The sequence below is a fragment of the Compostimonas suwonensis genome (assembly GCF_002797855.1).
Taxonomy (GTDB): Bacteria; Actinomycetota; Actinomycetes; order Actinomycetales; family Microbacteriaceae; genus Compostimonas; species Compostimonas suwonensis.
The window spans coordinates 382177-399526 of the sequence record NZ_PGFB01000004.1 but is presented as its reverse complement, the minus strand read 5'-3'; the positions used below and the strand labels follow the sequence as shown (position 1 = coordinate 399526).

Below are 17350 nucleotides of genomic sequence, written 5' to 3'. Positions count from 1 at the left end.
CCGACATGAATCTCCGTGAAGCCCTTCCCCTCGTCATCGTCGAGGATCACGCCCTCTTCCGCTCCATGCTCGTCGTGAGCCTCTCGGCGGTGGAGGAGTTCGAGGTGGTCGCGGCCGTGGCGTCGACGAGCGAGGCGCGGCGGGTCATCCTTCCGGGTGCTGTGAGGGTGGCCGTGCTCGACATCGGGTTGCAGGACGGCGACGGCATCGAGCTCGGAGTGGAGCTGCGCCGGCGCGACCCGCAGCTCGGCATCCTGCTGCTCAGCGCGGTGAACGCCATGGACGTCCTGGCCGAGCTGCCGGCGGATGTCGCGCACGGCTGGTCGTACCTGTCGAAGACGTCGACCGCGAACGTGGCGGCGCTCACCCGCGCGATCCGCGCGACGGCCCGCGGCGAGACCGTGCTCGACCCGACGCTCGTGGCCGCCTCCGTCGCTCATCCGCAGTCGGTGCTCGCGACGCTCACCGCTCGGCAGTACGAGATCCTCCAGCTGCTCGCCGAGGGGTTGTCGAACGGGGCCATGGCCCAGCGGCTGGCGATCTCCGAGCGCTCCGTGCACAACCACCTCACAGCGGTCTATGCGGCGCTCGGGATCGACACCGACACCGGCGTCAATGCGCGGGTGGTCGCCGTCCTGCGGTTCCTCGCGGATTCGCGTCGGCCCTGACCGGGCCTCCCGCACAGCGGCGGACGCCGGGACGGACGAGGTGTCCGTCCCGGCGCCCGCCGACACACGCGGTCGTGCTCGATCAGGCCTGCACGCGCCGCCTGCGCCGGGTGATCAGCACCGTGGCGCTGCCCGCGGCGAGCAGTGCCGCCCCGATCGCGATCGCTCCGGCGAGCTCGGTGCCCGTGTTCGCGAGGCTCTCGCCCGAACCGCCTGCACTGCCCGAGGTGGTGCTCGTGACGGGCGCCGTGGTGGGCTCCTCCGTCGGCTCGGTGGTCGGCTCGACCGTGGGCTCGGTGGTGGGCTCGGTCGTCGGCTCGACCGTCGGCTCCGGGGTCGGCTCGCCGCTCGGCTCGACGAGGCTGAACTCGCCCGTGCACGAGGCGTCCCAGTCGCTCGGGCCGTAGAGCTCGGTGCAGCGGAAGAGCGAGGGGTTCACGTCGAACGGCGACCGCCAGGCATCCGCCGCCTGCTCGAAGTCGTAGGCCAGGGCGAGCAGGCTCGCCTCCGACCACGCGGTTCCGAGGAAGACGACAGCCGAGGGGCGCTGATTCGCGGCGAGGTAGCCCGAGGGAACGCTCACCGAGGGGTAGCCCGCCCGCGCTCCGACGCCGGTCGTGCCCGAGTTGGAGACGATCGCGTCGAGGTCGTTGGTCGTGAGCACGGTGTCGATCGCCGCGCGCGTCTCGGCGAGGCCGAGGTCGCGTGCCGCCTCGTAGGAGGCGAGGGTCGCCGGGTCGTTCAGATCGACGGCCTCCGACGCGGTGAGCAGCGTCTGGCCGAACTTGAGGGCCGCGTTCGCGTGCGCGTCGTAGTAGGCGATGATGTCGCTGAGCGTTTTCATGGGCGCGTCGGCGGGCAGCCGCGAGAGGTAGGCGTTGAGGTCGCGCTCGAACTCGAGGCTCAGGATGTTCTGCGCGCTCGTGTTGCCCACGGTCACGGGCACGAGGGTCGCGCCCTGCGCCTCGAGGGTCGCGAGTGCCGCGGTGTAGACCTCGTCGTTGTTGCTCGCGACGAAGCCGAGCCGGGTGCCGGCGAGGGCCGTCTCGCTCAGGCCGGCCGTGAAGTCGACGCCGACGCTCGGGTTGGCGGTCGTCGCCGGGTCCTCCGGGTCGATGCCGACCATGCCGCTGAGCAGGGCGGCCGCGTCGTAGACGCTGCGGGTCATGGGCCCCGCGGTGTCCTGCGTCGCCGAGATCGGGATGATGCCCGTGCGGCTCACGAGCCCGACCGTCGGCTTCACTCCGACGAGGGAGTTCGCGCGCGAGGGGCTGAGGATGGATCCCGAGGTCTCGGTGCCGACCGTGACGGTCGCGAGGGCGGCGGCGCCGGCCGATCCCGATCCAGCGCTCGATCCGCTCGGGGTCTGGCTGGCGTCGTAGGGGTTGAGCACCTGGCCGCCGAGCGAGCTGTAGCCTCCCGGCATCCCGCTCGTCGTGTAGTTCGCGAACTCGGTGAGGTTCGTCTTGCCGATGATGACGGCGCCGGCCTCCTCGAGGGTCGCGGTCACGGGTGCGTCGGCCGCGGGGAAGGAGTTCGCGAGGGCGACCGATCCGGCGGTCGTCGGGATGCCTTCGACGTCGATGTTGTCTTTGAGCAGCACGGGGATGCCGTGGAGGGGGCCGCGGACGGTTCCGGCGGCACGCTCCGCGTCCAGCGCGGCGGCTTCGACGAGCGCCTGCGGGTTGACGGCGCGCACGGCGTTGAGGTGCGGGCCGTTGACGCTCAGCGCGTTGATGCGCTCGATGTAGGCCCGGGTCAGCTCGACGGAGCTGAACGTTCCCGCGGCGAGGCCCGCCTGGACCTCCTGGATGCCGGCTACCGAGAGGTCGAGCGGGAAGGGCGCGGGCTCTTCGACCGCGATCGCTCCGATGGCGGGGATGCCGACGAGGGCGCACGCGACGGCGGCCACGATGACACCCCGGCGTCGGCGGGACCTCGGCCCGGGGCTGGAATGGTTGTGCGACATTGGACTCCTTGACGGGAACTCGTGAAAATCCGCCGGCGTGAGTGCCCGGGGCGGATGGTCTACAGAGAATCAGCTATGGATTTCCTAGGTCTTTCGTATGTGTGACGTTCAGGTTTCGGGTGTCGTGAGGGGCTCATCGTCTCCGTTGTGTCCGTTGTGATCCTCGTCGCGCCGTCGCCGCGTCACAGCACGTGGATGGCGCTCGCCCGCCATCGGCGGTCGAGGCCTTCGAGGCGCAGGGCCACCGCCCGGGAGCGGGCGCGGCCGTGCACCATGACGACCGCCTCGACGACCCCGTCGCGAGGCTCGCACATCGTGATGCGCCCGATCGTGAAGGCGGGCCGTGCGGCGACCTGGCCCTTGACCGCGCGGGCTCGGGCCGAGAGCACGACCCGGCGCAGGAGGTTGCGGTAGACCTCGTCGCTCACCCATCGAGCGACCTGATCGAGCTCGCGGGCCCCGGCCAGGATCTCGATCACGCAGCGGGTGAGGTTCTCGAGCAGGGGCTCGGGGGAGGGCAGCTCGGTGCGGGAGGCGGGCTGGTGGCCGAAGAACTCGTCGGTGTCGAATCGGACCCGCCCCGCGTCATCCGCTGTGCCTTCGGTGACGTCTGCGCGGGCCGGGGTGCCTGCGCGTGCCGGGGTGCCTGTGCCTCTGGGGGCCTGCACGACGGTGAGGGAGGCGCGCTCCTCGGCGACGAGGGGCTGGGGTGACGCTGTGCTCATGGCGGACTCCGGTCATGATCGTGGTTACGGTACGCCCTACCCCGAATAGGGGGTACTGTTGATGCGTCTACCCAACCAGGCGACTAAAGTCGTGTCCACCGGTTTTTAGAAAATGTGGATAACTCGTGCTCCTCCGCGTCGGCTTATGACGAAGTGATCTCCAACTCGAGGCGCCTGTTGCTCGCGATGAGTTGATAGGCGGGCAGCACGCCGGGTCCGCATGCGGCGGTGCCGAGCCCGTTCTGAGCGATGTCGAGGTTCAGCCAGACACGGGGTCTGGAGTCCGTCGATGGTCGAGGTGAACCGACCAACTCGTGGCGGGGCAGGACGACCCCGCTCGGCCCTTCTGCTTCCACATCGACGATCAACCGGAGACCGGACCAGATCGCCGACCGTCCCGAGATCAGCGGGGTCTTCAGCGCCAACGACCAGATGGCCCTCGGGATCATCAAGGCGCTGCACGAACGGGGTCGCAGGATTCCCGAGGACGTCAGCATCGTCGGATTCGACGATATGGCGGAATCCGACTCGTTCTGGCCGCCACTGACCACTGTCCACCAGGACTTCGACATCGTCGGCCAACGAAGCTTCGAGATCCTGCTCGAACAGATCGAGACCGGGAGCGTCCGTCACGGTTTCACGGGCGTCCCAGCGCATCTCGCCGTCCGCCAGAGCACCGCACGGTAGGTACCGAGCCTGCACCAGACCTGACCCTCTGTGTCACGACTTCCCGCGCTGCGGGTTCATCCTGGGCTGCGGTGGCGCTGTGCTCAGGGCGGACTCCGATCCTCATCGCGGTTACGGTATGTGGATAACTCGGATGCCACGCCCACGCTCGCGGTACGGTCACTGCCATGCGGTGGGACGACCTCTTCGACGATCTGGAGAGCCAGATCGAGCACGAGCGCGGTTTCGGCGACGTCGACCTGCGTGCGGAGGAGGAGCGGCTGCGTCTCGGCCGGCTCTCGGTGCGCGACCGCCTCATGGCGCTGTCCGAGGCTCACGGAAAGCGCTCCCGGTATTCGGTGCCGATCGCGCTCGTGACGGGGGAGACGCTCGCGCTGCGCCCGGAGACCTTCGGCAAGGACTGGGTCGGGGGAGAGCTGGGCGGTCGGGGTCCGCGTTCGGCCTATGGGCTGCTGCCGTTGGCATCCATCGCGGGCATCACGCTCCAGCGGGACGCGTTCGGCGAGAGCATCGCGCCATCGGCCGGGCAGGGGGAGGGGCCGCGGCTGGTCGACAGGATCGGCATCGCCTTCGTGCTGCGCGACCTGTGCCGGCGCAGGCGTGCCGTCGAGGTGCAGACCGTCGCGGGAGGGCTGCACGGCACGATCGACCGCGTCGGGCGCGACCACCTCGACCTCGCGGTGCACGAGCGCGGAGTGCCCCGCCGCGATGAGCTCGTCGACCACGTGCGGGTCGTGTCGTTCTCGGCGCTCGTCGTCGTGCGACTGTGAGGGCCGTGATCGTGAACGCTCGGAGAACGGGGCTTGCCGGCGCGTGTGGGAACGGGAGAATAGGGGCATGGCCTCAGAACTGCCCGTCGTCGTCTCCGCCGAGAGCATCGAGGAGGGCGCGGATTCGATCGTCTACTCCAACGTGACGATCGTCAACGCCCTGCTGTCCGGCCTGCTCGAGATCGGCGAGATCGCCCCGAACGCGATACGCAGTTACTACGTCGACTACTACCTCGCGGAGGTCTCGAACGGCGGCTTCGCCCAGTTCGTCGTCAACAGCGGGCTGCCCGACTCGCTCGTCGAGTGGGTGCGCGACGGACTCGAAGGCATGGATGCGCACGGCCACGCCGCCCTGTTCGAGCGGGCGGTCGACGCCTACCAGACGCTCAACGACGAGGAGCGCGAGGGCTTCCTCGAGGGCGAGTTCTTCGGCGACAGCGAGACCCGCGACATCCTGGAGGCCGTCGACGACGAGTTCGAGCGCATCGACGACGCGGAAGACTTGACCGAGCTCAACGCCGCGTGGCTCACGGCCCTGCCGGAGCTGCGGGTGGTGCCGCGCGCCGAGGTCGACGACTTCGTCGCGTCGCGCATCGCGCTCATCGACGGCTTGGAGGCCCGGCGGGCGGCCGCGGAGGCTGGCGACCCTGCCGAGTGACGCCCGCCGAGGTGATGCAGGCCGGGTGATGCAGGATGCCGCGGACTACTCGTCGGCGCGGAGCACCCGCCCCGCCGACAGCTCGGGGATGTTCGAGAAATCGGACTGCAGCCAGAGGCCGAGGCGCCGCGACTCCTCGTACCGGGCCTCGATGTAGGACTCGAGCACAACGCGCTCCACGCGCCACGGGCCGCCCGCGCCCACCTGGATCGCGGGCAGCTCGGAGGAGCGCACGAGCTCGAGCACCTCGGCGACGGTGACGTTGAGGATCTCGGCCGTGTCGGCGAGGGTGAGGAATCGCCCGAGCGTCGATGCGTCCCCGGCTTCTGTCATCCCTCGATTATTCCGCGCGGGCCCGTCTCGTGCCACGGTGTGGATAAGTTCGCCGCCGATTCTGCGGGGCTCGCCCGGTTTCCGCCGCCTCCGCGGCGCGAGCGTGCGCGAGGTGTGAGCGGCGCGGGCGGCGCCGTCGGGCGGTCTGCAATCTGTACGCTGTTCACATAGACTCCACCCATGCATCCCCGAGTGAATGAGGACGCCATGAGCGAACCCACCCCCGCGATCGCGCCGGCGCACTGGCGCCGCAACGTGGGCCTTTTCCTGAGCGGTCAGACGATCTCGCTCTTCGGCTCGATGATCGTGCAGTACGCGGTCATGTGGTACGTGACCTTCGAGACCCGGTCGGGCTTCGCCGTCGCGCTCTACGCGGTCGCGGCGTTCCTGCCGCAGGGTGTCGTGTCGATCTTCGGAGGCGTCTTCGCCGACCGGATGAACCGCCGGGTGCTCGTGATCATCGCCGACGGCTCGATCGCGGCGGCGACCCTCGTGCTCGCCGTCCTCATGCTCAACGGCGTCACCGATCTGTGGATCATCCTGCTCGCGGTCGCCGTGCGCTCGGTCGGTGCGGGTGTGCAGACGCCCGCCGTGCAGGCGATGATCCCGCAGATCGCGCCGCCCGACCAGCTCATGCGCGTGAACGGCATCTTCCAGACGATCCAGTCGGCGATGGCGTTGCTCGCCCCCGCCGCCGCGGGTGCGATCTTCGGCCTCTTCGGCCTCGTTCCGCTGTTCTTCATCGACGTCATCACGGCGGCGATCGGAATCGGGTTCCTCGTCTTCGTGAGCGTGCCGACGCTCGCCTCGATCGCCGAGAAGACGTCGAGCTACCGCGAAGACCTCGTCGAGGGCATGCGCTACATCTGGCGGCATCCCGTCGTCCGCTGGCTGCTGGGGGTGTTCGCGCTCATCTTCCTGCTCACGGTCGCCCCGTCGTTCATCACGCCACTGCTCATCGCGCGCACCTTCGGCACCGAGGTCTGGATGGTCACGGTGCTCGAGATCGCGTTCAGCCTCGGCATGCTGCTCGGCGGTGTGCTCGTCTCGACCTGGCTGGCGAAGCGGAGCCGCATCGGTCTCATCCTCTTCTCGACCTTCGGCTTCGCGATCTTCACGATCGCTCTCGGGCTGAGCCCCGACCTCTGGGTGTTCTACGGTTTTATGTTCGCGTTCGGGCTGCTCGTGCCGCTGTTCTCGGCGCCGTTCATGACGCTCGTGCAGGAGACGGTGCAGCCGGAGATGCACGGCCGGGTCTTCAGCTACGTGGGCATCGTCATGGCGCTCGCGACTCCGATCGGCATGACCGTCTTCGGCCCGCTCGCGGATGTCATCAGCGTGCAGCTGCTGCTCGTGTTCGGCGGCATCGCCACGGTGCTCGTGATGGTCGTCGCGCTGCTGTTGCCCTCGGGCCGGGCCGCCGTGAGGGCCGCGGGCGCCGCCGCCCCGCACGACGACGAAGAGGTGCGCGAGGCGGTCTGAGCGCACGGCCTGAGCGCACGGCCTGGGCCGGGGCGGACGACGGCCGGCACGCGCCGGGCCGGCATGTGTGGATAACTTCCCCGCCGCGACCGCCGGGCCAGGCAGTATGTGCTGGTCGCCGCGTGACGAGTGGATGCCGCGGCGGGTACGGCAGGCGGGGAGAACGATGGCGGCACAGACGAGCGCGCGGGCGCGGTGGTTCGATCCGAGGCTCGGCATCGGGATCGCGCTGGTCGCGGCATCCGTCGTCGGGGTCACGATCGTCGTCTCGGTGAACGACAGCACGGCTCCGGTCTTCGCCGCGCGGTCGGCGATCGCCGTGGGCGACCGGATCACGGCGAGCGATCTCGTGGCCACCGAGGCGAATCTCGGCTCGGCGGCGTCGCGCTATCTGGCGGATGACGGGCTGATCGACGACGGCGCCGTGGCGACGCGCAGCATCGCGGCGGGCGAGCTCGTGCCCGTGGCCGCGGTGGGGCGCGAGCAGAGCGCCCGGGTCGCGCCGATCGTCGTCGAGGTCGCCGGGCGGCTGCCGAGCTCCGTGCAGCCGGGCGCCGTCGTCGACGTGTGGGCCGCCGCCCCAGCGGAGGGCGGCGGCTTCGGCCCGCCGAGCGTTCTCGCGGGCGGCGCCTCCGTCATCGGGGTCGTCGAGCCGTCGGGGGTCGTCTCCTCGTCGTCGCAGGCCGTGGAGATCCTCGTGCCGAACCGTGCCGTCGCCGCGGTTCTCGAAGCCGTCGCCAACGCCGATGCGATCACGGTCGTGCCCTCGACCGGCCGGGCGGCGGGCTGATCGTGTCGACCGTCGCCCTCGCGCTCGAGCACCGCATCGAAGACCGCCTGATCGGCGAGCTCGTCGCCGCGGGCCACACCGTGAGCGCCCGCCTCGCCACGGCCACCGAGATGATCGCGAGCATCGAGCGGATGCCGCCGCACATCGTGCTCGTGCAGTCGACGCGCCGGCAGCTCACGGCGGCGCTCGTCTCCGCGTGCGACGGGCGCGGCATCCACCTGGTCGCCGTCGCCGCCGGAGACCTGGAGCGCAAGCACGCCGCGGCTCTCGGGCTGTACGAGGTCGTGGACGCCGCGGCGAGCTGGTCAGACGTCGAGCAGACCGTTCGGGCGGCCGGCGCGGGCCCGCTGAGGCCCGCGGCATCCGGCGCGGGCGGCGGCCCCGGCGAGGAGAGCGGATCGGTGATCACGGTGTGGGGGCCGGCGGGCGCGCCCGGCCGATCGACGATCGCCGTGGGCATCGCCGCGGAGCTCGCGGCGGCGGGGCGTGCCGTGCTGCTCATCGACGCCGACTGCTACGGCGGCACGATCGCGCCCGCGCTCGGCATGCTCGACGAGTCGCCGGGCTTCGCGGCCGCCTGCCGACTCGCCGCGGCCGACGCGCTCGACAACGCCGAGCTGGAGCGGCTGTCGCAGCACTACATCTCGGGTCACGGCTCGTTCCGGGTGCTCACCGGGATCTCGCGCCCCGACCGCTGGCCGGAGCTCTCCGCCGAGCGCGTGCGCGACACGGTGCGCGCGGCGCGGGCCTGGGCACAGGACATCGTCATCGACACCGGCTTCAGCATCGAGAGCGACGAGGAGATCTCGAGCGATCTCTTCGCGCCGCGACGGAACGCGGCCACCCGCACGGCGATCGCCGAAGCAGACAGGGTCGTGGCTGTCGGAGCGGCCGACCCCATCGGCATCTCCCGCTTCCTGCGCGCGCACGTCGAACTGCTCGAGATCATGGAGACCGGGGCCCTGAGCGTCGTTATGAACAGGGTGCGCTCGAGCGCGGTCGGTGTCGACGCGGGCGGCCAGGTGACGTCGACCCTCGCGCGGCTCGGCGGGATCGCGTCGCCCGCGCTCGTGCCGCACGATCAGAACGCCGCGGATGCCGCGGTGCTCGCCGGTCGCACGCTGCGCGACACGGCGCTGAACTCGCCCGCGCGCGTCGCCCTCGAGCGTTTCGTGCGGGCGCAGCTGCTGCCGCAGGAGGCGCAGCCGGCGCGGGAACGAGGCCGCAGACGCCGTGGCCGCCTCCTGCCGCGCCCGGCATAGGAGGCGCTCGCTCCCGAGCCGAGCAGAGCAGAGCAGAGCAGAGCTGGCGGAGGCTATCTTTGCCCCGCCCGATGCGGGATACTCGACGCGTCGGCCGGAGAACCGCGTCGGCATCCGGTGGAGGGAGACGCCTCGTGGCGCTCGGAACGCAGGAGGACCCCTGGGTGCTGACGACGGCTCCCGGATCGTCGCAGTACACGATGTACGCAGATCGGGCCGCCCAGCCCCCTGCGCTCATCTGCCAGGTCGGCGCGACCCGGCTCAGCTACGAGCTGCGGGCGATCGACGATCTCCACGCCTGGCTCAGGCAGCAGGGCGACTGGGTCTCGCTCGGCGCCGCCGATGAGCAGAAGGCCGCCGCGAGCGGCACCGTCGAAGCCTGGGGCCGCTCGGAGAGCAACCCCGTGGGCGGCTGGTACGGCCTGCGCAAGGGATACCGGGGCAGGTTCGGGATGTATCTCCCGCCGCTGCTCGAAGAGCTCGGGCTCGCCGAGCTCACCCACGACCCCCGCAACAACAAGATGCGCGCCATCGGCTGAGGCGCAGCACGGCACGGCACCGTCAATAGTTCGGTCGTCGCGGCATCCGCCTGCCGATCAGCGCTTCGTGCTCACCGTGCGGTTCTCGGCGCTGACCATCCAGGCGTGCTGCTCGAGCTTCTCGATGATGGCGTGCAGGATGTCGGCGCTCGTCGGGTCCTCTTCGTCGACCTCGTCGTGCACGTCTCGCATCGTGCCCACGACCGCTTCGAGCCGAGCCGTCACGAGGTCGACGGTCTCCGCCGTGTCGACCTCTCCGGCGGGATACTCGGGCAGGGTCGTCGTCGCGGCGACGGTGTCGCTGCGCCCGTCCGGCACCGCGTGCAGCGCGCGGAGGCGCTCGGCCACGACGTCGCTGAACTCACGCGCGTCGTCGATGATCTCGTCGAGCTGCAGGTGCAGGTCGCGGAAGTTCTTGCCCACGACGTTCCAGTGGGCCTGCTTGCCCTGGAGGTGCAGCTCGACGAGGTCGACCAGCACGCTCTGCAGGTGATCCGTGAGCTTCTTCGACGCGGTGAAGCCCCGCTCGGCGTTCTGCCGCCGTGTCGTCTTGGCACCCGCGCCGGCGGCTTTCGCCCCAGTGGCCTTCGCCCCGGTGGTCTTCGCCCCGGCGGCGGCCTTCGTCGAGCGATCGAGAGTGGATGTCATGTCGGTGTCCTTCCCTGAGCCCGGTGTCGGGCGGGGCTCTCGGTCGAGCCCGCCATCGACGCTAGGCGCAGGCGTCCGGGGAAACCAGGCCTTGCGGACGCCCCGGCTGGCGGCTAAGAGCGTGCTCTTTCGGTGCTCGTTCCGGAGCCGACCTAGACTAGAGCGCGTGTCGACACTGAGTGAACTGGTCCATGCGCAGGGGCGATCGAGCGAGGCCGACGTCGACTGGCTGCACATGCTCGTGGGGGACTGGCAGCTGCTCGCCGACCTCGCCTTCGCCGACATCGTGCTCTGGGTGCCGACCGACAACGACAGCTTCGTGGCGGTCGCCCACGCCCGGCCGTCGAGCTCCGCGACGCTCTTCTACCGCGACTTCGTCGGGCAGACGATCAAGTCGGAGTGGCGCAAACAGGTCACCGACGCGTTCGAGAGCGCGCAGATCATCGACTCGGCGGCGCCCGACTGGTACGAGGAGACCCCGACCCGCGTGCGGGCGGTCCCTGTCATCCGCCGGCTGGCCTCGGGTCACCCGGAGACGACCGAGACGCCCATCGCCGTCATCACCCGGCACACGAACCTGAGCGAGACGCGCACCCCGAGCCGCCAGGAGCTCACCTTCAACGAGTGCGCGAACGACCTCTTCGCGATGATCGCGATCGGCGACTTCCCCGACCTCGGCGCCCCCACCGGCCCTCGGCGCGGCGCGCCCCGAGCGTCGGACGGCCTCATCCGCCTCGACGTCGACGGCATCACGACCTTCGCGAGCCCCAACGCGCTCTCGGCCTTCAACCGCATGGGCTTCGCCGACGAGCTCGAGGGCGAGTCGCTCGCCGAGGTGACGACGACGCTGCTCACCGGCAAGCTCATCGTCGACGAGTCCCTGCCGCTCGTGGTGACCGGCCGGGCGCCGTGGCGCACCGACATCGAGGCGCGCGGGGTCACGGTGTCGCTGCGCGCCATCCCCATCCGCAATCACGGCGAGCGGGTGGGCGCGATCGTCTTGAGCCGCGACGTGACCGAGCTGCGGCACCAGGAGCGCGAGCTCATCACGAAGGATGCGACGATCCGCGAGATCCACCACCGGGTCAAGAACAACCTGCAGACCGTCGCGTCGCTGCTGCGCATCCAGGCGCGGCGAACCCACTCCGACGAGGCTCGGGAGGCGCTCAACCAGGCCATGCGCAGGGTCGCGGCGATCGCGGTCGTGCACGACACGCTCTCCGAGGGGCTCTCGCAGAACGTGGACTTCGACGCGGTGTTCGACCGGGTGCTGCTGCTCGTCGCCGAGGTCGCCTCGTCGCACAACACGACGGTGAGCCCGAAATCGTCGGGAAGCTTCGGCATCCTGCCCAGCGAGTACGCGACCCCGCTCGCCCTCGCGCTCACCGAGCTCGTCACCAACGCCGTCGAGCACGGCCTGGCCGGCCGGTCGGGAGAGGTGGAGATCAGCGCGGAGCGTCGCGAGGACTCGCTCACGGTCGGGGTGCGGGACAACGGCTCGGGCCTGCCGGAGGGCAAGGTCGGATCGGGTCTCGGAACCCAGATCGTGCGGACCCTCATCCAGGGTGAGCTGGGCGGCACGATCGACTGGCACACGATGATGGGAAGCGGAACCGAAGTGACGATCGAGATCCCGCTGCGCTTCATCAAGCGCTAGCGATGCGGTGACGCCGCGCGAGCGGCTGAGGTTCGAGTACTGAACTCGGGTGCGGAGAATCGTGGGGCCCGGGCCGGTCTCCCGGCCCGAGTCGAACGCTGTCTAGGAGGCGCGGCGCGCGCGGGCGGCGCGACGTTTGAGGGCGCGGCGCTCGTCTTCGCTGAGGCCACCCCACACACCCGAGTCCTGGCCGGTCTCGAGAGCGTACTGCAGGCACACCTCGGTGACCGAGCAGCGGGCGCAGACAGCTTTCGCCTTCTCGATCTGGTCGACCGCAGGACCCGTATTGCCGACAGGGAAGAACAGTTCCGGGTCAGCTGTCAGGCAGGCTGCTTTGTCGCGCCAATCCATATGGGGGTGCTCCTTATAGTGCGGGTATGCATAGACGTGCGCCAAGAGACGGCGCATTCGCCGGATATGCAGTGGGGGATCGTGTCACATTGCAGGAAAGTAAAATCTTCAAAGAGATTTGCCCACGACCCTGTGAGCGTCAATGCGACCTGAAATATGTTGGCATACTGATAGTTTCAAATCAATAGTTTTGTATGGGATAAGTCTGTGAGTAATCGGCCCGAGCACGACCAGGATGCCGCTCCGGACGCTCCTCGCCCGTCCAGACGTCCGCCGTTGCTGGCCCTTCTGAGCGTTCTGCTCTTCGCCGAGGCCGCGTTGATGGTGGGGATCGTCGTGTGGCTGCTCATCGAGCTGCTGACGCAGGAGCCGACTTCACTGCCCACCGCGGTCGCCATCCTCGTGCTCGCGCTGCTCGGTGCGGTGTTCGTGCTCGCAGCCGCGATCGGCAGCCTGCGCGCGGCATCCTGGATCCGCGGGGCGGCCTTCGTGTGGCAGCTCATCCAGATCGCGATCGCGGTCGGCTGCTTCCAGGGCGTCTACGCGCAACCCGAGGTCGGCTGGACCCTGCTCGTGCCCTCGCTCCTCGGCATCGTGCTGCTGCTGTCGCCGTCGGTCACCCGGGCGCTCCGCCGGGCCTGATCCCCGAGCTCGCCCTGTCGACGGTCACAACGTGACCCTGCTCACAACTCATAACGACGGACTTTCTGCCTCGAACACGCGTTTTCGCGCCAGAACGCCTCCGAATCGACGAAATGTCCGTCGTTGTGAGCGGGGAGAGAAGCGGGGGGACGAGAGGGCCTCAGGCGTCGATCGTGAGCTTCTTGCGCAGCATCGAGATGTGGCCCGTGGCCTTGACGTTGTAGAGCGCGTGCTCGATCGTGCCCGAGCCGTCGATGACGAAGGTCGAGCGGATGACTCCCGTGACGATGCGGCCGTAGGAGTTCTTCTCGCCGTACACCCCGTAGGCGTTGTGCACCACGAGATCCGGGTCGCTCAGGAGCGGGAAGTTCAGGCCGTCGGTCTCCTGGAAGCGCTTGAGCTTGGCGGGCTCGTCGCGGGAGATCCCGATCACCCGGTAGCCGGCCGCCTTGAGCGAGTTGAGGTTGTCGCGGAAGTCGCACGCCTGCGTCGTGCAGCCGGGGGTCATCGCCTCGGGATAGAAGTACAGGATCACGTTCGTGCCGCTGAAGTCGGCGAGCGAGACGGGCGCGCCGTCCTGGTCGTCGAGGGTGAAGTCGGGTGCGGTATCGCCTGCAGCCAGGCGCGTGATCTCTGTCATGACTCCAGATTAGTGAGCAACTGCTGCAGCGAGTGCAGCCGCTCCCGGCCCACGTCGCCGAGCTCGCCGTCCTCGACGCGATCGACGATCTCCCAGTCGTGGGCGTCGCGCAGCGCGACGCCGCCGGGCGGATCGCCCGCCGGAACGATCGCGCGCTCGGCGAAGGAGCGCAGCACGTTCGCGGGGTCGACGTGGCCGAGGCCGAAGGATCGCACACCGGGGGTGTCGATGATCCAGCCCGAACGCCCCTCAGCGTCCCTGACGCGCAGGCTCACGGTCGAGGAGGAGGTGTGGCGGCCACGGCCCGTCACGGCGTTCACGACGCCCGTGGCGCGGTTGGCGTCGGGCACGAGGGCGTTCACGAGGGTCGACTTGCCCACGCCCGAGTGCCCGACGGCGACCGTCGTGCGGCCGAGGAGGATTCCGAGCAGCTCGTCGATGGGGAAGGAGTCCTGCGAGCTCGTGATGACGGGCAGGTCGAGGCAGGCGAAATTGGCGAGGAACTCGGCCGGGTCGGCGACATCCGTCTTCGTGATGCACAGGATGGGGTCGATGCCCGCGTCGAACGCCGCCACGAGGTACCGGTCGACGAGACGTGCGCGCGGCTCGGGGTTTGCCGCCGCGACCACGATGAGCAGCTGGTCGGCGTTGGCGACGATGACCCGCTCGACGGCGTCGGTGTCGTCGGCGCTGCGGCGCAGCAGGGTCGTGCGCTCGTCGACGCGGACGATGCGCGCGAGGCTGCCCTCCGCACCGCTCGTGTCGCCGACGACGCGCACCCGGTCGCCCGTGACGACCGAGTTGCGCTTCAGCTCGCGGGCCTTGGTGGCCGTGATCTCGCGCTCGTCGTGGGTGTCCTCGTCGACGAGCACCGCGTAGCGCCCGCGGTCGACGCCGAGCACGCGTGCCCCGGTCGCGTCGTCGTGGCTCGGCCGGGTCTTGGTGCGCGGGCGCGAGCCGCGCCGGGGCGGACGCTCACGGATGCTCGACTCGTCGAACTCGTCGTCGCCATCGTCGTCATCGCCCGTGTCCCACCAGCTCATACGGTGGCGACTCCCGCGGCGTCGTGCGAGAGCCCGAGCAGCTGCTGCCAGAGCTCGGTGAACTGGGGGAGGGTCTTCGCGGTCGTCGCGACGTTCTCGATCTCGACCCCGGGCACCGCGAGGCCCAGGATGGCACCCGCCGTCGCCATCCGGTGGTCGTGGTAGCTCTGCCAGACGCCGCCGTGCAGAGGCTTCGGCACGACGCGCAGGCCGTCGTCGAGCTCGGTCACCTCGCCGCCGAGCTTGTTGATCTCGGCCGTGAGCGCCGCGAGGCGGTCGGTCTCGTGGTGGCGGATGTGGCCGATGCCCGTGAAGGTGCTGGGGCCGTCGGCGAGGGCGGCGAGCGCCACGAGCGGGGGAGCGAGCTCGCCGCCGGTGGTCAGGTCGAGGTCGACGGCCCGGATGCCGTCACCGGCCGTGACCGTGAGCGCGCCGTCGGCGAAGCTCACGGTGGCGCCGAACTCGGGGAGCAGCCGCAGGAGGTCCGCTCCGACCTGGGTGGTCTCGGAGGGCCAGCCCGTGATGGTCACGCTGCCGCCGGCGACGAGCGCGGCGACGAGGAACGGGGCCGCGTTGGACAGGTCGGGCTCGATGTCGACGTCGCGACCCGCGATGCGCCCGGGCTCGACGAGCCACTCGCCCACGGCCGGGGAGGAGACCGGCACCCCGCGTGCCGCGAGGGTCTCGATCGTCATCTCGATGTGGGGGAGGCTCGGCAGGCGCTCGCCCGCGTGCCGCAGCCTCAGGCCGTTGTCGAACCGGGCCGCGGCGAGCAGGAGCCCCGAGACGAACTGGCTCGACGAGGAGGCGTCGATCGTGATCGAGCCGCCCGCGATCGCGCCCGTGCCGTGCACGGTGAAGGGAAGGGACGCGCGCCCGTCGTCGTTGATGTCGACGCCGAGCTCGCGCAGGGACGAGATCATCGTCGCCATCGGACGGCCTCGTGCCGAGGCATCCGCATCGAAGGTCGTCGGGCCGAGCGCGAGACCGGCCACAGGGGGGACGAAGCGCATGACCGTTCCGGCGAGCCCGCAGTCGATCGTCGTGCTGCCGAAGAGCTCGCCCGGGGTCACCAGCAGATCGGGCCCGAACGGGCTGTCGCCGGGCTGCTCGGCGATGCCGGCGCCGAGCGCGCGCAGGGCCTCGATCATGTTGGTGCTGTCGCGCGAGTGCAGGGGTGCGCGCAGGAGGCTGGGGGAGTCGGCGAGGGCGGCGAGCACGAGCTCGCGGTTGGTGAGCGACTTCGAGCCGGGGAGCGAGATGCGGGCCGCGAGAGGGCCCGGCGCGACCGGAGCAGGCCACAGCACGTTCTCGTCGTCTGCACGCGCGTCGCCGTACGGATCGAACTCGGGCGGGGAATATCTGGAACTGAGCATCGGTTACAGATTAGCGGCGAAACAAAGGAACGGGAGGCCCGAATGACGGCAGCAGCGGTGTTGGAGCACCCGGTCGTGAGCGTCTCCCTGGGCGAGCAGGTGCCCGTGCAGCTCGGCCCTCGTACGGCGCAGACCGGCAGTGTACGTCAACCCGGACGCGGCTCCGGAGCGCGAGCCGTAGGATTGCGGGTGATGACTTCCGATGCCACACCGTTGCCTCGACTGTTCGAAGAGCAGGCCCTGCCTTTCATCGACCAGCTGTACGCCGCTGCCCTCCGAATGACGCGCAACCCCGCCGATGCCCAAGACCTCGTCCAAGAGACCTTCGTGAAGGCGTACGCGGCGTTCGCGCAGTTCGAACAGGGCACCAATCTGAAGGCCTGGCTGTACCGCATCCTGACGAACACGTTCATCAACACGTATCGCAAGAAGCAGCGCGAGCCCTACCAGGGCACGATCGACGACCTCGAGGACTGGCAGCTCGGAGGGGCCGAGTCGACGACCTCCAGCTCGACCCGGTCGGCCGAGGCCGAGGCGATCGACCACCTGCCCGACAGCGCCGTCAAAGACGCGCTGCAGGCGATCCCCGAAGACTTCAGGATGGCAGTGTATTTCGCCGATGTGGAGGGGTTCTCCTATCAGGAGATCGCCGACATGATGAAGACCCCCATTGGAACCGTGATGAGCCGCCTGCACCGTGGCAGGCGGATGCTGCGGGACCTCCTTGCTGACTATGCGCTCGAGCGTGGTATCTCCGCAGCGCAGCCTGGACGGCCGGCAGCGAAGAAACAGACAGCGTCGAGGAGCGCACGATGAGCGACTGTGGTTGTGACAAGGCCAAGGCCGAGCTGGAGGAGTACCTTCACAACGAACTCTGCAAGGAAGACGCCGCAGACGTTCGCGAGCACATGGCGAACTGCGTCAGCTGCACCGAGGAGCACAGGGTCGGGCTCGTTCTGACCGAAGCCGTGAGGCGCGCCTGCAAGGAGACCGCGCCGGAAGACCTCCGCACCCAGGTGCTGGCGTCGCTGCGCGGGATGCAGAGCCAGCACTAGAGCTTCGAGCAAGCGCTCCCCGGGCGACGCGAACGTCGCCCGGGGAGCGCTTGCT

The 17350-nt window shown here is 69.8% G+C and carries 21 protein-coding genes; 12 read left to right on the top strand and 9 right to left on the bottom strand.

All coding sequences use genetic code 11. The annotated features are described in order from the left end of the window. Window positions 1–5 precede the first annotated feature (5 nt). Complete coding sequence (locus CLV54_RS12970) at window positions 6–668, top strand: response regulator (RefSeq protein WP_100345529.1); 663 nt, start codon at window positions 6–8, stop codon at window positions 666–668. Window positions 669–750: 82 nt separating this feature from the next. On the opposite strand, the gene CLV54_RS12965 is transcribed toward CLV54_RS12970, so the two are convergent. From CLV54_RS12965 to CLV54_RS18215, 3 genes are all read right to left on the bottom strand, one after another. Next, entirely contained in the window at window positions 751–2637 is a 1887-nt protein-coding gene (locus CLV54_RS12965; protein ID WP_157802958.1) for an amidase family protein, read from the bottom strand. Between the two features lie 182 nt (window positions 2638–2819). Next, a complete protein-coding gene (locus tag CLV54_RS12960) occupies window positions 2820–3362 on the bottom strand; it encodes an Rv3235 family protein (protein ID WP_100345387.1) in 543 nt (180 codons plus the stop codon). 143 nt (window positions 3363–3505) lie between these two features. Next, on the bottom strand, window positions 3506–3673 hold the full coding sequence (locus CLV54_RS18215; RefSeq protein ID WP_157802957.1) for a beta-galactosidase small subunit-related protein: 168 nt from the start codon (window positions 3671–3673) through the stop codon (window positions 3506–3508). On the opposite strand from CLV54_RS18215, the gene CLV54_RS18140 reads away from it, so the two are divergent. From CLV54_RS18140 to CLV54_RS12945, 3 genes are all read left to right on the top strand, one after another. Then, window positions 3612–4049, top strand: a complete 438-nt coding sequence (locus CLV54_RS18140) for a substrate-binding domain-containing protein (RefSeq protein ID WP_100345386.1) — start codon at window positions 3612–3614, stop codon at window positions 4047–4049. The two genes, CLV54_RS18215 and CLV54_RS18140, sit on opposite strands and share 62 nt — an antisense overlap. 167 nt (window positions 4050–4216) lie before the next feature. Continuing rightward, the gene (locus tag CLV54_RS12950; RefSeq protein WP_100345385.1) at window positions 4217–4819 is read left to right on the top strand and encodes a hypothetical protein; all 603 of its coding nucleotides are present in this window, start codon (window positions 4217–4219) and stop codon (window positions 4817–4819) included. Between the two features lie 67 nt (window positions 4820–4886). Then, the gene (locus tag CLV54_RS12945; RefSeq protein ID WP_157802956.1) at window positions 4887–5477 is read left to right on the top strand and encodes a DMP19 family protein; all 591 of its coding nucleotides are present in this window, start codon (window positions 4887–4889) and stop codon (window positions 5475–5477) included. A gap of 45 nt (window positions 5478–5522) precedes the next feature. Here CLV54_RS12945 and CLV54_RS12940 read toward each other — a convergent pair whose 3' ends face one another. Then, window positions 5523–5810 (bottom strand): helix-turn-helix domain-containing protein, encoded by a 288-nt coding sequence (locus CLV54_RS12940; protein WP_100345383.1) that lies wholly within the window; start codon window positions 5808–5810, stop codon window positions 5523–5525. Between the two features lie 207 nt (window positions 5811–6017). On the opposite strand from CLV54_RS12940, the gene CLV54_RS12935 reads away from it, so the two are divergent. From CLV54_RS12935 to CLV54_RS12920, 4 genes are all read left to right on the top strand, one after another. Next, window positions 6018–7292: an MFS transporter gene (locus tag CLV54_RS12935; RefSeq protein ID WP_245861696.1), complete on the top strand. Its 1275-nt coding sequence runs from the start codon at window positions 6018–6020 to the stop codon at window positions 7290–7292. Between the two features lie 166 nt (window positions 7293–7458). After that, window positions 7459–8082 carry an SAF domain-containing protein gene (locus tag CLV54_RS12930; protein WP_100345381.1) on the top strand — a complete coding sequence of 208 codons (624 nt, stop codon included), beginning with the start codon at window positions 7459–7461 and terminating at the stop codon, window positions 8080–8082. Between the two features lie 2 nt (window positions 8083–8084). Further along, entirely contained in the window at window positions 8085–9344 is a 1260-nt protein-coding gene (locus CLV54_RS12925) for a CpaE/TadZ family protein (RefSeq protein ID WP_100345380.1), read from the top strand. Window positions 9345–9478: 134 nt separating this feature from the next. Then, complete coding sequence (locus CLV54_RS12920; RefSeq protein ID WP_100345379.1) at window positions 9479–9883, top strand: DUF6855 family protein; 405 nt, start codon at window positions 9479–9481, stop codon at window positions 9881–9883. A gap of 57 nt (window positions 9884–9940) precedes the next feature. Here CLV54_RS12920 and CLV54_RS12915 read toward each other — a convergent pair whose 3' ends face one another. Next, window positions 9941–10531: a Dps family protein gene (locus CLV54_RS12915; RefSeq protein WP_100345378.1), complete on the bottom strand. Its 591-nt coding sequence runs from the start codon at window positions 10529–10531 to the stop codon at window positions 9941–9943. A gap of 166 nt (window positions 10532–10697) precedes the next feature. Here CLV54_RS12915 and CLV54_RS12910 point away from each other — a divergent pair, with 166 nt between their 5' ends. Then, the gene (locus CLV54_RS12910) at window positions 10698–12188 is read left to right on the top strand and encodes a sensor histidine kinase (RefSeq protein ID WP_100345377.1); all 1491 of its coding nucleotides are present in this window, start codon (window positions 10698–10700) and stop codon (window positions 12186–12188) included. 102 nt (window positions 12189–12290) lie between these two features. Here CLV54_RS12910 and CLV54_RS12905 read toward each other — a convergent pair whose 3' ends face one another. Further along, window positions 12291–12539: a WhiB family transcriptional regulator gene (locus CLV54_RS12905; RefSeq protein WP_100345528.1), complete on the bottom strand. Its 249-nt coding sequence runs from the start codon at window positions 12537–12539 to the stop codon at window positions 12291–12293. Window positions 12540–12746: 207 nt separating this feature from the next. Here CLV54_RS12905 and CLV54_RS12900 point away from each other — a divergent pair, with 207 nt between their 5' ends. Continuing rightward, entirely contained in the window at window positions 12747–13181 is a 435-nt protein-coding gene (locus tag CLV54_RS12900) for a hypothetical protein (RefSeq protein ID WP_100345376.1), read from the top strand. A gap of 160 nt (window positions 13182–13341) precedes the next feature. On the opposite strand, the gene bcp is transcribed toward CLV54_RS12900, so the two are convergent. From bcp to aroA, 3 genes are read right to left on the bottom strand one after another with little or no spacing between them, the layout of a single operon-like run. Continuing rightward, the gene (gene bcp / locus CLV54_RS12895; protein ID WP_100345375.1) at window positions 13342–13821 is read right to left on the bottom strand and encodes a thioredoxin-dependent thiol peroxidase; all 480 of its coding nucleotides are present in this window, start codon (window positions 13819–13821) and stop codon (window positions 13342–13344) included. Further along, window positions 13818–14864 (bottom strand): ribosome small subunit-dependent GTPase A, encoded by a 1047-nt coding sequence (rsgA, locus tag CLV54_RS12890; RefSeq protein WP_100345374.1) that lies wholly within the window; start codon window positions 14862–14864, stop codon window positions 13818–13820. The genes bcp and rsgA overlap by 4 nt, the downstream gene beginning before the upstream one ends. After that, window positions 14861–16240, bottom strand: a complete 1380-nt coding sequence (gene aroA / locus CLV54_RS12885; protein WP_100345373.1) for a 3-phosphoshikimate 1-carboxyvinyltransferase — start codon at window positions 16238–16240, stop codon at window positions 14861–14863. The genes rsgA and aroA overlap by 4 nt, the downstream gene beginning before the upstream one ends. Window positions 16241–16432: 192 nt before the next feature. On the opposite strand from aroA, the gene CLV54_RS12880 reads away from it, so the two are divergent. Both CLV54_RS12880 and CLV54_RS12875 read left to right on the top strand, forming a co-directional pair. Next, entirely contained in the window at window positions 16433–17056 is a 624-nt protein-coding gene (locus tag CLV54_RS12880) for a sigma-70 family RNA polymerase sigma factor (protein ID WP_245861723.1), read from the top strand. Then, window positions 17053–17295, top strand: coding sequence for a zf-HC2 domain-containing protein (locus tag CLV54_RS12875; protein ID WP_100345372.1), 243 nt, complete (start codon window positions 17053–17055; stop codon window positions 17293–17295). Before CLV54_RS12880 ends, CLV54_RS12875 begins: the two co-directional genes overlap by 4 nt. Window positions 17296–17350: the final 55 nt, after the last annotated feature.

Excerpts from the sequence above, each read along its gene's own strand:
- CLV54_RS12970 (WP_100345529.1), top strand. The coding sequence starts at position 6 with ATGAATCTCCGTGAAGCCCTTCCCCTCGTCATCGTCGAGGATCACGCC.
- CLV54_RS12965 (WP_157802958.1), bottom strand. The coding sequence starts at position 2,637 with ATGTCGCACAACCATTCCAGCCCCGGGCCGAGGTCCCGCCGACGCCGG.
- CLV54_RS12960 (WP_100345387.1), bottom strand. The coding sequence starts at position 3,362 with ATGAGCACAGCGTCACCCCAGCCCCTCGTCGCCGAGGAGCGCGCCTCC.
- CLV54_RS18140 (WP_100345386.1), top strand. The coding sequence starts at position 3,612 with ATGTCGAGGTTCAGCCAGACACGGGGTCTGGAGTCCGTCGATGGTCGA.
- CLV54_RS12950 (WP_100345385.1), top strand. The coding sequence starts at position 4,217 with ATGCGGTGGGACGACCTCTTCGACGATCTGGAGAGCCAGATCGAGCAC.
- CLV54_RS12945 (WP_157802956.1), top strand. The coding sequence starts at position 4,887 with ATGGCCTCAGAACTGCCCGTCGTCGTCTCCGCCGAGAGCATCGAGGAG.
- CLV54_RS12940 (WP_100345383.1), bottom strand. The coding sequence starts at position 5,810 with ATGACAGAAGCCGGGGACGCATCGACGCTCGGGCGATTCCTCACCCTC.
- CLV54_RS12935 (WP_245861696.1), top strand. The coding sequence starts at position 6,018 with ATGAGCGAACCCACCCCCGCGATCGCGCCGGCGCACTGGCGCCGCAAC.
- CLV54_RS12930 (WP_100345381.1), top strand. The coding sequence starts at position 7,459 with ATGGCGGCACAGACGAGCGCGCGGGCGCGGTGGTTCGATCCGAGGCTC.
- CLV54_RS12915 (WP_100345378.1), bottom strand. The coding sequence starts at position 10,531 with ATGACATCCACTCTCGATCGCTCGACGAAGGCCGCCGCCGGGGCGAAG.
- CLV54_RS12905 (WP_100345528.1), bottom strand. The coding sequence starts at position 12,539 with ATGGATTGGCGCGACAAAGCAGCCTGCCTGACAGCTGACCCGGAACTG.
- bcp (WP_100345375.1), bottom strand. The coding sequence starts at position 13,821 with ATGACAGAGATCACGCGCCTGGCTGCAGGCGATACCGCACCCGACTTC.
- rsgA (WP_100345374.1), bottom strand. The coding sequence starts at position 14,864 with ATGAGCTGGTGGGACACGGGCGATGACGACGATGGCGACGACGAGTTC.
- aroA (WP_100345373.1), bottom strand. The coding sequence starts at position 16,240 with ATGCTCAGTTCCAGATATTCCCCGCCCGAGTTCGATCCGTACGGCGAC.
- CLV54_RS12880 (WP_245861723.1), top strand. The coding sequence starts at position 16,433 with ATGACTTCCGATGCCACACCGTTGCCTCGACTGTTCGAAGAGCAGGCC.
- CLV54_RS12875 (WP_100345372.1), top strand. The coding sequence starts at position 17,053 with ATGAGCGACTGTGGTTGTGACAAGGCCAAGGCCGAGCTGGAGGAGTAC.